The 14,470-nt window shown below is 63.1% G+C and carries 15 protein-coding genes; 8 read left to right on the forward strand and 7 right to left on the reverse strand.

The features are described 5' to 3' along the window. Positions 1 to 64: 64 nt before the first annotated feature. A complete protein-coding gene (gene hflX, locus GJR98_RS11315) occupies positions 65 to 1,360 on the reverse strand; it encodes a GTPase HflX (protein ID WP_151138517.1) in 1,296 nt (431 codons plus the stop codon). Between the two features lie 167 nt (positions 1,361 to 1,527). Here hflX and GJR98_RS11320 point away from each other — a divergent pair, with 167 nt between their 5' ends. After that, the gene (locus GJR98_RS11320) at positions 1,528 to 1,857 is read left to right on the forward strand and encodes an FUN14 domain-containing protein (protein ID WP_151138519.1); all 330 of its coding nucleotides are present in this window, start codon (positions 1,528 to 1,530) and stop codon (positions 1,855 to 1,857) included. Between the two features lie 42 nt (positions 1,858 to 1,899). Here GJR98_RS11320 and GJR98_RS11325 read toward each other — a convergent pair whose 3' ends face one another. Beyond that, positions 1,900 to 2,616: a ribosome assembly factor SBDS gene (locus tag GJR98_RS11325; protein WP_151138521.1), complete on the reverse strand. Its 717-nt coding sequence runs from the start codon at positions 2,614 to 2,616 to the stop codon at positions 1,900 to 1,902. Between the two features lie 126 nt (positions 2,617 to 2,742). On the opposite strand from GJR98_RS11325, the gene GJR98_RS11330 reads away from it, so the two are divergent. After that, positions 2,743 to 3,057 carry a NifU family protein gene (locus tag GJR98_RS11330; RefSeq protein WP_151138523.1) on the forward strand — a complete coding sequence of 105 codons (315 nt, stop codon included), beginning with the start codon at positions 2,743 to 2,745 and terminating at the stop codon, positions 3,055 to 3,057. Between the two features lie 186 nt (positions 3,058 to 3,243). Here the strand turns inward: GJR98_RS11330 and trxA are convergent, their stop codons facing one another. Together trxA and GJR98_RS11340 are read right to left on the reverse strand one after the other, a co-directional pair. After that, entirely contained in the window at positions 3,244 to 3,579 is a 336-nt protein-coding gene (trxA, locus tag GJR98_RS11335; protein WP_151138525.1) for a thioredoxin, read from the reverse strand. A gap of 98 nt (positions 3,580 to 3,677) precedes the next feature. Then, the gene (locus GJR98_RS11340; protein ID WP_151138527.1) at positions 3,678 to 4,337 is read right to left on the reverse strand and encodes a 2,5-diamino-6-(ribosylamino)-4(3H)-pyrimidinone 5'-phosphate reductase; all 660 of its coding nucleotides are present in this window, start codon (positions 4,335 to 4,337) and stop codon (positions 3,678 to 3,680) included. A 121-nt stretch (positions 4,338 to 4,458) separates the two neighbouring features. On the opposite strand from GJR98_RS11340, the gene GJR98_RS11345 reads away from it, so the two are divergent. Further along, complete coding sequence (locus tag GJR98_RS11345; protein ID WP_151139433.1) at positions 4,459 to 5,502, forward strand: glycosyltransferase family 4 protein; 1,044 nt, start codon at positions 4,459 to 4,461, stop codon at positions 5,500 to 5,502. Between the two features lie 36 nt (positions 5,503 to 5,538). Here the strand turns inward: GJR98_RS11345 and GJR98_RS11350 are convergent, their stop codons facing one another. Next, positions 5,539 to 5,907 carry a DUF7510 family protein gene (locus GJR98_RS11350; RefSeq protein ID WP_151138529.1) on the reverse strand — a complete coding sequence of 123 codons (369 nt, stop codon included), beginning with the start codon at positions 5,905 to 5,907 and terminating at the stop codon, positions 5,539 to 5,541. Between the two features lie 116 nt (positions 5,908 to 6,023). On the opposite strand from GJR98_RS11350, the gene GJR98_RS11355 reads away from it, so the two are divergent. From GJR98_RS11355 to GJR98_RS11370, 4 genes are all read left to right on the forward strand, one after another. Further along, positions 6,024 to 7,304 carry a Single-stranded DNA binding protein gene (locus GJR98_RS11355; RefSeq protein WP_151138531.1) on the forward strand — a complete coding sequence of 427 codons (1,281 nt, stop codon included), beginning with the start codon at positions 6,024 to 6,026 and terminating at the stop codon, positions 7,302 to 7,304. Continuing rightward, on the forward strand, positions 7,301 to 9,124 hold the full coding sequence (locus GJR98_RS11360) for a rpa-associated protein (RefSeq protein WP_151138533.1): 1,824 nt from the start codon (positions 7,301 to 7,303) through the stop codon (positions 9,122 to 9,124). The genes GJR98_RS11355 and GJR98_RS11360 overlap by 4 nt, the downstream gene beginning before the upstream one ends. 4 nt (positions 9,125 to 9,128) lie before the next feature. Beyond that, a complete protein-coding gene (locus tag GJR98_RS11365; RefSeq protein WP_151138535.1) occupies positions 9,129 to 9,911 on the forward strand; it encodes a metallophosphoesterase in 783 nt (260 codons plus the stop codon). A 91-nt stretch (positions 9,912 to 10,002) separates the two neighbouring features. Further along, positions 10,003 to 12,843, forward strand: a complete 2,841-nt coding sequence (locus GJR98_RS11370) for a DEAD/DEAH box helicase (RefSeq protein WP_151138537.1) — start codon at positions 10,003 to 10,005, stop codon at positions 12,841 to 12,843. A 12-nt stretch (positions 12,844 to 12,855) separates the two neighbouring features. On the opposite strand, the gene GJR98_RS11375 is transcribed toward GJR98_RS11370, so the two are convergent. Both GJR98_RS11375 and GJR98_RS11380 read right to left on the reverse strand, forming a co-directional pair. Further along, the gene (locus GJR98_RS11375; RefSeq protein WP_151138539.1) at positions 12,856 to 13,245 is read right to left on the reverse strand and encodes a DUF7522 family protein; all 390 of its coding nucleotides are present in this window, start codon (positions 13,243 to 13,245) and stop codon (positions 12,856 to 12,858) included. Between the two features lie 102 nt (positions 13,246 to 13,347). Then, a complete protein-coding gene (locus tag GJR98_RS11380) occupies positions 13,348 to 13,749 on the reverse strand; it encodes an ArsR/SmtB family transcription factor (RefSeq protein WP_151138541.1) in 402 nt (133 codons plus the stop codon). A 100-nt stretch (positions 13,750 to 13,849) separates the two neighbouring features. On the opposite strand from GJR98_RS11380, the gene GJR98_RS11385 reads away from it, so the two are divergent. Continuing rightward, entirely contained in the window at positions 13,850 to 14,470 is a 621-nt protein-coding gene (locus tag GJR98_RS11385; RefSeq protein WP_151138543.1) for a DUF7509 family protein, read from the forward strand.

Raw genomic sequence — 14,470 nt, forward strand, 5'->3', positions numbered from 1 at the left:
CCTCGTCGGTGTCAACGAGTCGAGTGTCTGAAAACGACCATCGACAGAGTCGGTGCGCTCAGGTCTAGTCAGCCGTCACCGACAACGCTGCCGCCTTCGACCGCGCCTTCTCGATGATCTCGGGGCGCGCCTCGAATTCGAGGTGGACCTGCTCGCCTTCGTACTCTTCTGTCTCGACGTGCGCGTGGTCGTAGAGCCACGAGACGAGACTCATCGTGTCGTCGGTCATCGGGAGCAAGAGTCGTTCACGCTCCCACGCGGGCAGTTCGGCCTCGACGCGCTCGGTCAACTCGGCGATGTTCTCGCCGGTGAGTCCCGAGACGGCGACGGGGTTCGGCGCGAGCGCCGAGAGCGCGGCGCGCTTTTCGTCGAGTTCCTCGGCGTCCACCTTGTCCATCTTGTTGAACACGGTGACGATGGGTGCCTCGTTGCGCTCGTAGAGCGTGTCGTGACTCGTGATGAGCTTCTCGCGCATCTCTTCGATGGGTTCCGAGGCGTCGACCACGAGGAGCACGAGGTCGGCCCGATAGACGGAATCGAGCGTCGACTTGAACGACTCGACCAGCCAGTGTGGCAGGTCGGAGACGAACCCGACAGTGTCGGTGAGAAGCACGTCGTGTTTGCCTGTCTCGGCCCGGCGGGTCGTCGTCCCGAGGGTCGTGAACAGTTTGTCCTGCGATTCGGCAGTTGGGTCGAGGTCGGGATGTAAGTCGTCGTTCTGGCCGACCTCTAAGTCGTCGGCGAGTCGCTGCATCAACGTCGACTTTCCGGCGTTCGTGTACCCCGCGAGTGCCACGAGGTCGAAGCCAGACTCACGGCGCTGTTCGCGCCGCGTCTCTTCTTTGTCCGCGATGGCGTCGAGTTCGTTCTTGATGCGCGAAATCTGCGCTTTGATGTCGCGTTCGCGACTCTCGTCGTACTCGCCGAGACCCATGAACCCGGGTCGTTCGTCGCGTTTCGCCAGCGACGCTTTCGCCTCGGCACGTGGGAGTTCGTAGCGCAACCCGGCGAGTTCGACCTGTAACTGCGCTTTGCGGGTGTTCGCCCGCTGTCCGAATATCTCGAGGATGAGCGTGAAGCGGTCGATGACTTCGACGTTTTCAGGAAGCTTCTGGGCGATGTTGTACGTCTGGTACGGGCCCAGTCGGTTGTCGAAGATGACGGCCTGGACGTCTTCACGGGCCACAAGCGCCGCTAACTCTCCGACCTTCCCTTCACCGAAGTGGTAGGCCGCATCCTCTTCGCGGGTCTGCGAGAGGCGTCCGACGACCTCGTACCCCGCCGCGCGGGCGAGGTCCGTTATCTCGGTGAGTTCGGCGTCTCCGCGGTCGACACGCTTCGCGACGATGACGCGCGTCATCGCCGCACCTCGACTGTGTGGTACGTTGCCTGCACTGTGTCACGATGTACTACCCGCCCGAGACACTTAAGCCCCGCTTGCAGGTTCGCACGTGGCACGACAAACAGTGTCACTGTGCGAGACTGTCCCCACAAATCACTTATACGAACGCGCAGGATGTTCGCCGTATGGACCCCTTACAACTAAGCCTCGACCCCCAACAACTGGGACTCGAATTCGGGAGTGGGGCCGTCATCGGCGGTATCATCGGCTTCGCCGCCAAGAAGGTGGCAAAAATCATCGCCGTCATCGTCGGTCTCGAACTCGCCGTGTTCAAGTTCCTCGAATCGCGCGGCATCCTCGAAGTCGACTGGGAGCGTCTCAGCGGCGGACTGGTGAAGGTTACACAGGATGCGGCGACGGGCGCGCCACCGGACTGGATATCGACGGTTCTATCGACCCTCTCTATCTCTGCTGGCTTCTCCGGCGGCTTCCTCGTCGGATTCAAGAAAGGATAGTCGTCGACCGCCGGTCGAACAGCGAGGACGGACCGAGCGGCTTCAGAGGTCGTCTTCGTCTTTGACGATTCGTGTCTCTGCCGTGCCGCTCGTGATGTTGTTCACTTTGTCGTAGAAGTCGTTCTGCATCCCTGCGGGGAAGGTGATGACGCCGACCCACGAGCCGTCGTTCTGCCACTCCTCGCGTTCGAGGTCGCCGTAGCTCCGGATCTGTGCCTGTCCGCTCCCGGCGTACTGGGCAGGGAGTTGGACGGCGATGGTGACTTCAGCGAACTTGATGGGTAACACCGGTCGGAGCGCTTCGAGCGCGTCGTCGACCTGCGACTCGACGGGTTCCATCGGGTCGATTTTGAACCCTGCTTCTTCGAGCGCTCGCTCGATGCGCTCCGGCGGGTGCGGCGAGTCGTTCATCTGCGGGTTGACCGCGTTGCGGGCGATGCGGTTGATGAGCGACTTGCGCTTCTGTTCTTGCATCTCACGGCGCTGGTCGGCCGTAATCTGAATCTCCCCTTTCTTCACGACTTCGGGGATAATCTGCATCGGATCGGTGGTCCCGAACACCTTTTCGAGGTCGGTCTCGGCGGGGCGGTCGCCACGAGAGGCGTCTTCGAACACGTCCTCGGCGGCGATGACATCTTCGAGGTCTCCGTCGAACTCGTCTCGTTTGATAGCCAGTGCTGCGTCGGGGTCGATGAGCACCTCAAAGCGCGCGCCGTGAGATTCCAGGCGGGCGGTGACTGCCTCGTCGAGTGAAATCATAGGTTCCGATACTCTCTCCGTGGTAAAAAGCCCTCGCCGACCGACTGTCCCCAGTGTGGGCTGCCGAAATCGACCGGTTCACGGACCGAAGAAACCGTTATGCTCGCACAACCCCCACGACTCAGTATGAGTTCGCAAGCCTCGGAGAAGTCACTCGAAGAACGCCTCGAACTGTTCATGCGCCGAAACTTCCCACAGATTCAGATGCACGGCGGGAGCGCGGGCATCGAAGCCATCGACAAGGAGACGGGCGAAGTGTGGATTTCGCTCACCGGTGCGTGTTCTGGATGCGGTATCTCGCCGATGACGATTCAGGCGCTCAAGTCGCGGATGGTCATGGAGTTCGACGAGATCGACGCGGTCCACGCCTCGACCGGTGGCTTCTACGACGACGAACCGGGCGCAGGATTTGAACCCGACGTCTCGGACGCGCCGTTCTGAGCGGTGACTCCGCGGCCGTCGCCGTGGTCAGCCATGCTTCTCTTTCACTCTTCGCTCGTTTTTCCCGGCTATCGACCCTGCTTTCAGCACGCAGCGAAGGCTATCGTGTCGTAACGACAGACGGCGCTGCTGAAAAACGGGCGGCGCTACTGAAAATAGGCGGCCGAGAAAGGGTGTCGAGACTGCTCAGGCGAGTTGTTCGATGATGCCAACGAGGTCGTCCTTGCTCTGGACGCCGATGACTTGGTGGGCCTTCTCGCCGTTCGCGTAGAACTGGAGCGTCGGGACGCTGCGAATCTGCTTGTCACGGGCGAGTTCCTGTAGTTCGTCGATGTCGACTTTCGCAACGATGGCGGCCGTCTCGTCGGCAATCTCCTTGACGGTCGGCTCGAGCATCTTGCAGGGGCCACACCACTCGGCGTGGTAGTCGACGAGGACGATGTCGTTGTCCGCGATGAGTTCGTCGAGGTGGTCCGAACTCTCGACGTGGATGGGGGCGCTGGTCGATGTGGGTGTGCTCATGCACAGTTCTATCCACGCGACACTCTTACCCATTGCGCCCGTTTGCACGAGGCCGCACGACCGCGAAATTGTGCGCTAATCCTTCTTCCTCGCCCGTTTCAACAGGTGTACGTCAGGAGAACGCCGTCGTCGACTCGTTCGACCGACTGGAGTGACAGTCGGGGGAACTCTTCGACGAATCCCTCCCCATCGGCGAGCGTCGGCGCGTCGCGGCCACCGATAATCATCGACCCGACGTAGAGCGTGAGCTCGTCGACGAGCTCGGCCGCGAACAGTGAGAAGATAACTTCCCCACCGCCTTCGACCATCAGTCGCTCCACGCCGTGCGATTCGAGCGCGTCGAACGCCGCTGGGAACGAGACACGCTCCTCGCCCGCGACCACGACGGCTGCGCCGGCAGCTTCGAGGCTCTCGCAACGTGTTTCGGGCGCGTCCTCGGAGACGAGCACGTACGTCGTCGCTTCGTCGTCGAGAATTCGCGCGTCGGTCGGTGTCCGGGCACGCGAGTCGGCGACGACTCTGGCGGGATGGGGTGACTCTCCCCGCGACTCGCGTGCATCGATGAGTGAGGAATCATCGAGCGTGAGGTGTGGGTCGTCGGCGAGAACGGTGCCGACACCGACGAGCACCGCATCTGAAGCCGCTCGAACCTCGTCCACGCGAGCGAAGTCGTCGCTGCCGCTAATCTTCACCTGCTCGCGGCGGCGTGACGACAGTTTTCCGTCGGCACTCGTGGCAGCGTTCACGTGGACGTGCATACCCGAGGGTCGGTGGGGTGGTGAAAACGCCTTTCGGTGACGTGTCGGTGTCGTAGCTGTCGGACAGGAATTAAATAGGGTTGTGTGGTAGATTGTGGCATCAATGAAACCTAAGGTCCTCATGTTAGGCTGGGGCTTCCCGCCGAACGTCAGTGGTGGACTCGACACACACGTCGGCGAGATGTTCGAGCGACTCGAAGACCGAGACGACGTAGATATCGAACTCGTCTTACCCGCGGAGTACGCCCCCGACCGCGAGGGTATCACCGGCGTCCCGACGGGCGAAGGTGACATCATCACGCGAATCGGTCGACTGGGGACGACGTTCGCCGAACGGGCCGCAGACGCCGACATCGTCCACACGCACGACTGGTTCGGCTACGGTCCGGGCTCTCGCGCACAGTCGAACAACGAGGACGTCGAGTGGGTGACGACGTTCCACTCGCTGTCGTCGGACCGCAACATCGACCCACCGCAGCGCGAAGTCGAGACCGAACGCCGAATCGCCGAGCGGTGTGACCACCTGCTCGCAGTGAGCAAGCTCCTCGCCGGAAAGGTCAAAGATGAGTACGGCGGCGACTGCCACGTCATCTACAACGGGTTTTCGGAGGTCGAGACGACGGGACGTGACATCAAAGACGAACTCGGCATCGACGGAAAGATGCTCTTTTTCGTCGGCCGACACACCGACCAGAAAGGAATCTCTCATCTCGTCTACGCACTGGAGAAACTCGACCGCGACGACGTGACGCTCGTCATGGGCGGGTCGGGCCACCTCACCGACCAGCTCAAGCGGTTCGCCGAACTCCTCGGCGTCGAAGACAGAATCGAGTGGGCGGGCTACATCCCCGAAGAGGAACTCGGCGACTACTACTCCGCTGCGGACCTCTTCGTCTCACCGTCGCTCTCTGAACCGTTCGGCATCACCATCGTGGAAGCACTCTCGGTCGGCACGCGCGTCGTCGCCACCGAGAGCGGCGCGGCGGAGGTCCTCCCAGAAGACTGTGTCATCGAGGTCGAACCGGACTCTCGGTCGATCGCCGACGGTATCGAATACGGCCTGTCGCTCGACGGCGAACCCGAGTACGAACCGTACACGTGGGACCGCGTCGTCGACGAGACAGTCGAGTTCTACCACCAGGTTCTCGAAGACAAAGACGCGTAAGACCGAGCGTCGCGCTCGGTGGTTTTGGTCGACTCGTTACCGAAGGAGACGGAGGTCCGTCACCGGTTCGGGATGTCGAATTCGGTAGCCAGTTCGGGTCGGAACCATCCCTTCGCGGGGCATCGTCCCGCGCGCAGACTGGTACGGTGAGTCGTCGTTCTGGACCGACTGGTACGGCGAGTCGTACGACGACTGATACGGGCTATCCGAGCGCTGATACGGGCTGTCGTTCGAGGCGGCAGACGCGAAGTCTTCTGGCGGGAGGTAGATTCGCTCGCCCGACTCCGAACGGACGACGACTGCGGTGTCTTTGTCGCCCTCCATCAGGATGGTCGTCCACCCGTCTTCGATGGTCACAGAAAAGGAGACGTCTTCGTCAGTCTCGGGTGTTTCGTCGTTCGTCATACGTCTCCAACTGACACCCGAACACTTAGTGATTCGCCCACATCGACACGCCGGCGGTGGGGGCCACCCCAGACACCGGCAATCCTTTTTATCCAAAGGGGGCGAATGGCTGACCGATGGATATCGACCACCATGCCGAGGAGCTTGCCTCCGCCCTCGGTGTCGACAAAGAGGAGGTCAAAGCAGACCTGCAGAACCTCTTGCAGTACAGCGTCCCACTGGACGAAGCCAAACAGAGCGTCCGCCGAAAACACGGTGGAAGCTCCTCCGCGAGCGACGCCGCCCCGTTGACGAAACGCATCGGCGACATCGGCCCGAACGACGGGAACGTCTCGGTGACGGTTCGTGTGCTCACCGTCGGTACGCGGTCTATCGTCTACCAGGGTGACGAACAGACCATCCGCGAAGGTGAACTCGCCGACGAATCCGGTGTCATCTCCTACACGGCGTGGCAGGACTTCGGCTTCGAACCCGGCGACTCGGTCGTCATCGGGAACGCCGGTGTCCGCGAGTGGGACGGCAATCCCGAACTCAACATCGGCGCGGCCTCGACGGTCGGCGTCGAGAAAGAGACGGTCGAGACGCCCTACGACGACCGAATCGGCGGCGAAGCCAACCTCATCGACCTACAGGCCGGTGACCGTGGCCGCGTCGTCGACGTGCGCGTCCTCGAAGTCGAGTCGCGGACCATCAGTGGTCGCAACGGCGAGACGACGATTCTCTCCGGCGTCCTCGCCGACGAGACGGGCCGTCTCCCGTTCACCGACTGGAAGCCTCGACCGGACGTGAAAGAGGGCGCCAGCCTCCGTCTCTCGGACGTGTACGTCCGTGAGTTCCGCGGCGTTCCGCAGGTCAACCTCTCTGAGTTCACGACGCTCGAAACGCTCGACGAACCGGTCGAAGTGACCGACTCCGCGCCACGCCTCAAGATTGGCGAGGCCGTCGACGCCGGCGGCATGTTCGACGTGGAAGTCCTCGGCAACGTCCTCGAAGTTCGCGATGGGTCCGGCCTCATCGAACGCTGTCCCGACTGTGGCCGTGTCATCCAGAACGGCCAGTGCCGACAGCACGGCGAGGTCGACGGTGAAGACGACATGCGCGTGAAAGCGATTCTCGACGACGGCACCGGCACGCTGACGGCCATCCTCGACCACGACCTCACGACCGAGGTCTACGGCGGAACGATGGAAGATGCGATGGCTGCCGCCCGCGACGCGATGGACAAGGAAGTCGTCGCCGACGAAATCGCGTCGAAACTCGTCGGCCGCGAGTACCGCGTTCGTGGGAACCTCTCGGTGGACGAGTACGGTGCGAACCTCGAAGCCGACGAGTTCGAAGAGTCTGACGACGACCCGGCCGACCGTGCGATGGCCATCCTCACGGAGGTGGGTGCATGAGTTCCTCACCAGTCGTTGGAACGCGCGAAGTCGCCTACCGCGTCTTCGCCGCCGAGTTCGACGACGCGTCGCTTTCGTACTCCGAGAGTGACGAAGAGCGCGCACCGAACTACGTCGTCACGCCGACGGGTGCGCGCCTCAACCGGACGTTCGTCGCGGGCGCGCTCACCGAAGTCGAGCATGTCAACGACGAGGTGCTCCGCGGTCGTATCGCCGACCCGACGGGCGCGTTCGTCACCTACGCCGGGCAGTATCAACCCGACCCGATGGCGTTCTTAGACCAGGCGACGCCGCCGGCGTTCGTCGCACTCGCAGGGAAGGCCCGGACGTACCAACCGGACGACTCCGACGTCGTCTACACGTCGATTCGCCCGGAGAGCATCAACACCATCGACGCCGACGTGCGGGACCGATGGCTGGTCTCGACGGCCGAGGCGACGCTCGAACGCATCGCGGTGTTCGACGAAGCACTCTCGATGCCGCAGCGCGGTGACGAACTTCGCCGCGTCCTCGAAGCACGAGGCGTCGAATCGACGCTCGCAGCGGGTATCCCACGGGCAATCGACCACTACGGGACGACCCGTGCGTACCTCGAAGCAGTCCGAACGCTCGCCGTCGAGGCATTGGAACTGGTTGCGGGCGAACGCGACCAGGTCGAAGACCTCGCAGTGTCGCCGGGCGACGAGGGCGACGTGACGCTCGGGTCCCTGCCCGAACTCGACCTTCTGCCGGCCGACAGCGTCGACATCGGTCCTGCTCCCGAAGAAACGGTGACAGCAGCCGAAGAATCGGACGACGCAGCGGTGTCCGAATCTGTCGAAGCAGAGTCTGAAACGGCGGAGCCTGAGACAGCAGACTCCGTCGAGGCCGAACCCGAGACGGCGGACTCTGTAGAAGCCGAAGCCGAGGCCTCCGAAGCCGAGGCCTCCGAAGCCGCCGAAATCGAAGCGGATGCCGAACCCGTCGCTGCTGAAGCGACGACCGCTGGGACGGCGGAAGCAGAACCTGTGTCCGAGACCACTGCTGACTCGGAACCCGTGACGGCCGAGACGGAATCCGTGTCCACCGAACCGGACGCAGCCTCTGCCACGCCAGACCCCGAACCCGAGTCTGAACCCTCGGACACGTCGTCGACGGGCGGTTCGCTCGGCGACTTCGAAGACGACGTCGTCGCAGACGACGACCCCCTCGACGAACCTTCACTCGACGAGTTGGGTGACTTCGACGACGACCTCCCAGACATCGAGGAGGCCGACGTGGAGACCGACCCAGTGTCTGAGACGGAAGACTCGACTGCTGAGGCAGCGGCTGACACGGAGTCGGTCGACGACACGACTGCAGACTCGGCGACCGAAGCAACCGACCCGTCGGCGATGTACGAACTCGACGACGACGAGCGCGCCGAAATCGAATCCGAGTTCGGCACGGAGTTCACGAGTGGGTCGGACGTCGACCCCGCCGGCGAGGCGGACATCGACGTCCCCGACGTCGAAGAACTCTCCGAGCAGGTGGAAGACGAACCTGAACCGGCAGCAGACCCTGAACCCGTTTCCGAGCCCGTCGAGACCGAGTCCGAACCGACCGACGCGGAACCCGAGTCCGATGACGACACGCCCGCTGAAGACGTCAACCTCGAAGTGGCAGTCGTCGAAGCGATGGAAGACATCGACGACGGCGACGGTGCGGCACACGACGACGTCGTCGCCGCCGTCGTCGACGAGTACGGCGTCGACCCCGGCTCGGTCGAAGACGCCATTCAGGACGCGCTCCTCGGTGGTCGCTGCTACGAACCGCAAGACGACGTGCTGAAGGCCATCTGAGGCCGTGTCCGGCCCGCTCGTCGAACCGATTCCCGGCGAACCCGCTGCCGTCGCGCAGACCACTCGCCGCGGATTCCCAGAGCGGTCGCTCGTCATCGCCGACTACCACGCCGGTATCGAGGCTGGACTGCGGTACGAGCGCGGGGTCGAACTCCCGTCGAACGCCGCGGTTCGTCGCGAGCGACTCTGCTCACTTCTCGACCGAACAGGTGCAGACCGCCTCGTCGTCCTCGGTGACTTAGGCCACCGCATCGGCGAGCCGAAGGGTGCGGAAGCCGAGGAGTTGACCGACTTCGTGGAGACCGTTACCGACCGGGCCGAGATAACGCTCGTCCCCGGCAACCACGACGGCGGCCTCGCGGACTTTTTTGACGACCGAGTCGAGGTGACAGACCGGTCTGGTGTCAGACTCGGCGACGTCGGATTCTGTCACGGCCACACGTGGCCCTCTCGGGACGTCCTCGCCGCCGACGTGGTCTGTTCGGCGCACGAACACCCGGCGGTCAGACTCGAAGACGAAGTCGGCGGGGCGCGAAAAGAGCGCGTCTGGCTCCGCGGGTCGCTCGTCCCGGACGTGTTCGCGGAACACTTCGACGTAGACGTTTCCGAACTGGAGTGGCACGACCCGGAGTTCGTGATGTTTCCGGCGTTCAACAACACCTCCGGTGGGACGTGGGTCAACGTCCCCGGTCAGGGATTCCTCTCACCGTTTCTGCCGGATGGACTCGTCGATGGTGAGGCGTACCTGTTGGACGGGACGCGGTTGGGTGACTATCGGCGGGTGTAGACTCACTACCCTCACGAACCTCCGCACACGATTTCCGGTCACCCCCGCCCCGAGCGGTGTGCTTAATCACCTCGAACGGTAACCTCGGGCGATGTCAGACGGCGAGGCCGCCGCTGGGATGGACGCGTTTACGACGCTCTCGTCACCCGTCCGTGCGGCGCTCTCGGAACGTGGATTCACGACACCGACAGAGCCACAGCGTCGGGCGATTCCACCGCTGGCCGATGGAAAAAACGGGCTCATCATCGCACCGACCGGAACCGGAAAGACGGAGACGGCGATGTTGCCTGTTTTCTCGGCCATCAGTGAGGCCGAGGACCGGTTCGGTATCTCTGCACTCTACATCACGCCGCTTCGGGCGCTGAACCGCGACATGCGCGAGCGGCTCGACTGGTGGGGAGCGGTACTCGATATCGATATCGACGTTCGACACGGCGACACCACACAGTACCAGCGACAGAAGCAGGCGAACGACCCGCCGGACGTGCTGGTGACGACGCCCGAGACGTTGCAGGCGATGCTCACGGGGAAGAAGTTGCGGAAGGCCCTCTCCGACGTGCATCACGTCGTCGTCGACGAGGTTCACGAACTGGCCTCGGCCAAACGCGGGGCGCAGTTGACCATCGGATTAGAGCGTCTTCGGGAACTCGCGGGACCCTTCCAGCGAATCGGTCTCTCGGCAACTGTTGGGTCGCCCGCCGAAGTGGGGAAGTTCCTCACCGGGGACCGCGACTTCGAAATCATCGAAGTCGACGTGGACAACCGCGTGGAGTTCGACGTGGTCCGTCCCGAGGTGACGAAGGAAGACGAACGCCTCGCAGGCCGTCTCGCGACCGACCCCGAGATCGCGAGTCACGTCCGGACGATACGCGACATCGTCCAAAGCCACGAATCGGTGCTCGTCTTCGTCAACACCCGGCAGACTGCGGAAGCACTCGGGTCGCGGTTCAAGGCGCTCGACGATCCCATCGAAGTCCACCACGGGTCGCTCTCGAAAGACGTCCGTATCGACGTCGAAGACCGGTTCAAAAGCGGTGAGTTGGACGCGCTCATCTGTACGTCGTCGATGGAACTCGGCATCGACGTGGGCCGCGTCGACCACGTCGTCCAATACAACAGTCCCCGTGAAGTCTCCCGACTCCTCCAGCGAGTCGGCCGCGCTGGGCACCGACTCGGCGTCGTCTCCCGTGGGACCATCATCACTGACCACCCCGACGACACGATGGAGGCCCTCGCTATCGCCCGGCGGGCGGAGTCAGGGGCGGTCGAACCCGCCCGCGTACACCACGGCAGTCTCGACACCGTCGCCAACCAAATCGTCGGCGTCGTCATGGACTACGGCGACGTCTCTGCCCGGCGAACCTACGAAATCGTCACTCGGGCGTACCCGTTCCGTGACCTCTCTGAAGACGACTTCCGCGCCGTCGTCCGCGAACTCTCACAGAATCGATTGCTCTGGTTAGACGAAGACAAGGACCTCTTAGAGAAGTCGAGTGGGACGTGGCAGTACTTCTATGCGAACCTCTCGATGATTCCTGACGAGGAGACGTACGACGTCCACGACATCTCCTCACGGCGGCAAATCGGGACGCTCGACGAGAAGTTCGTCCTCAACTTCGCCTCGCCGGGCGCGACCTTCATCCAACGTGGTGAGATGTGGCGCGTCAACGACGTCGACGACGAGGAAGCACGAGTGAACGTCTCGCCAATCGAAGACCCCGGCGGCGAGGTGCCGTCGTGGGTCGGGTCCGAGATTCCAGTCCCCGCACCGGTCGCCGGCGAGGTGGGAGAACTCCGTGACGTGGCAGCACCGCAGTTCGAATCCGGGGCAGACCGAGACAGCGTCGCCCGCGACATCGCACAGCGGTATCCGACTGACGCGGCAACCGTGTCGACTGCGCTCGGCCCCATCGAACGACAGGTCGAGGCAGATGCGCCGATTCCGACCGCCACTCGCCTCGTCCTCGAAGGCTCACCGCGAAAGGTGACGCTGAACTCCTGTTACGGCCACCGGGTGAACGAGACGCTCGGCCGACTCCTCTCGGCGCTCATCGGCCAGCGAACCGGGTCGTCGGTCGGGATGGAAGTCGACCCGTACCGCGTCGAGTTCGACGTGCCGGGGAAGGTGAGTCCGACGACGTTCGCCGAGGTCCTTCGTGAGACGGACCCAGCGCACGTCGAGGCACTCCTCGAACTGGCGCTCAAGCGCTCCGACTCGCTGAAGTTCACGCTCGCGCAGGTCGCCGCGAAGTTCGGGGCGCTCAAACGCTGGCAGGGGAAGGGTCGCTTCGGCGGTGACCGACTGCTCGCCGCGCTCGAAGACACGCCAGTGTACGACGAGGCCGTCAGAGAGGTGTTCCACACCGATCTCGCCGTCGAGGAGACGGTCGAACTCCTCCGGCGAGTCCACGAGGGCGACGTAGAACTCGTCGTCGCCCGTGAACCGACGCCAATCGGGACCGGTGGCCGCGGGTCGGGAACCGACCTGCTCGTCCCAGAGAACGCCGACGCGAGCGTCATCCAGACGATTCGGGACCGGATTCAGAACGACCGGGTGTTGCTCGCGTGTCTCCACTGTAAGGAGTGGACGCGGAAGACGAAGGTCGAGCGCGTCAGGGACCCACCGGAGTGTCCGCAGTGTGGGGCGACGCGAATCGCCGCGCTGAACCCGTGGGACGAAGAGACGGTGAAGGCGGTTCGTGCCCCGGAGAAGGACGAAGAACAAGAGCGACTCACGAAACGCGCGTATCGCTCGGCGAGTCTGGTGCAGGCCCACGGCAAGAAAGCAGTCATCGCCCTCGCAGCGCGGGGCGTCGGCCCGCACAACGCGGCACGCATCATCAACAAACTCCGTGAAGACGAAGACGACTTCTACCGCGATATTCTCGAACGGGAGCGAGAGTACGCCCGGACGCAATCGTTCTGGGACTGATTCTGAGACCGATTACTCTGCGACCGCCCACTCGTCGAGAATCGCCGTTACGGCGGTTCTGAGCGCCTCGAAGTCCTGCATCGTGATGCCGTCCGTCGTGACGAACACGCCCATGTCTTCGACCGTGATGCGGACGAGGTAGCCGTTTTCGAACACGCGGATGGTGTACTGATAGTCGCCGAGTTCGGACCCGCGATAGGCATCCTGTGTCATCTTGAAGTCGTGCCACTCGTTTCCGATGAACGAGTTCAGGTCGGCCTCCTGTTCGAGGTCGCCGCGGAGGTACACTTGCAGGTAGTCGAATCGGTTGAAGTACGTCAGCGACCGCAGACTGTCACCAGCGGCCGTTCGACACGTCGAAATCAGCTTTTGCTGTGCTTCCTCGGGGAGCAGATTTGACATCAGTGTCCGGTGTGTGACCAACTACCAAATAGGCGGCGCCTCCGGCAGGCGACGTGTCAGTGGGCGTCGTCTCTTCGACGCGGTCGGTGCCGCCTGCCCGTCTCACTCCGACGAGTAAGCGTCGCGGTAGTCACGCTCTCGTCGAATGAGTTCCTCGACGCCGTATTCGAGGATGTCCGCCCCGAGCGACGTCGCGCGGTAGTAGGCGAACAACCCGTCTTCGTCAGCGCGAGTTCGTTTTCGCTTCTCCACGAGGCCGACGTCGACGAGTTTCCGGAGGTGGTAGTGGAGCGTGTTCGCCCGCACGTCGAGGGCGTCTTCCAGCTCTTTCGGACTTCGCTCGCCGAAATGGACCAACCGGTACAGGAGGGTAAATCGAGTTCTATCACCGAGTGCCGCCTGCATGTCGAGGTACTCGTCCAGCGTGAGGACGCTCGTCGACGGCAGTAACTCGGCGGGGTCTTCGGGCAGTCCGTCCGAGTCGACCGGTGAGTTCGTCGCCATCTCAGTTCGATAGATGCGGTAACTCGACTTAACAGTTCTTGAGTCGAACATCACTGAAAAGGCCGTTTTTTATATATGTGTTCGGTCAGTACGGCCTCACATGCGCGACTCCATCACACGAGACGACATTCGAGCGTCGCTCGGACGCACCACCTACGACCGGTTTCTCGTCTACGTGATGGGTCCCTACAAATCGTTCAACCTGAACTACGTCCTCTCGGAGCAGGAACTGAGAGACATCGACATCGAGGACCTTCCGGGGCCGATTCGGCGGTTGTTCGCCGCACGCGACGACATCGACGACGCGCTCGCCCTCCTTCGCAGACTCCAAGGGTCACTGCGTGCCGACCCGGGCGTGAACGCGTTCCTCGCCGTCGATGTGGATATCGACACCGACGAAGTCGACGCCGCGACACAGAGCATCGCCTTCGCGCGGGCGAGCAACGCAACCGTGTTCGTCCTCCCCTTCCTCGGGCACAACTTCGGCGTCGGCGAAGAAGCAGGGTCGGTCCTCGAACGCCTCTCTGAGACGCACGGCGACCGAATCGTCTTCGTCCACGAAGCCTCGGTCACGAGTGAGATGATTCGTGCGGCACGAGCGCGCTGGGACCTCCGCGTGGAGACGTACGACGACGAAGCAGAGCTACGCAAACGAATCCGCCTCTTCGTCGCCGACGTGATGAACCGGGAACTCTACGGAGAGTTGGAGCGACTCGACTAG

This window comes from Haloferax marinisediminis (assembly GCF_009674585.1).
Taxonomy (GTDB): Archaea; Halobacteriota; Halobacteria; order Halobacteriales; family Haloferacaceae; genus Haloferax; species Haloferax marinisediminis.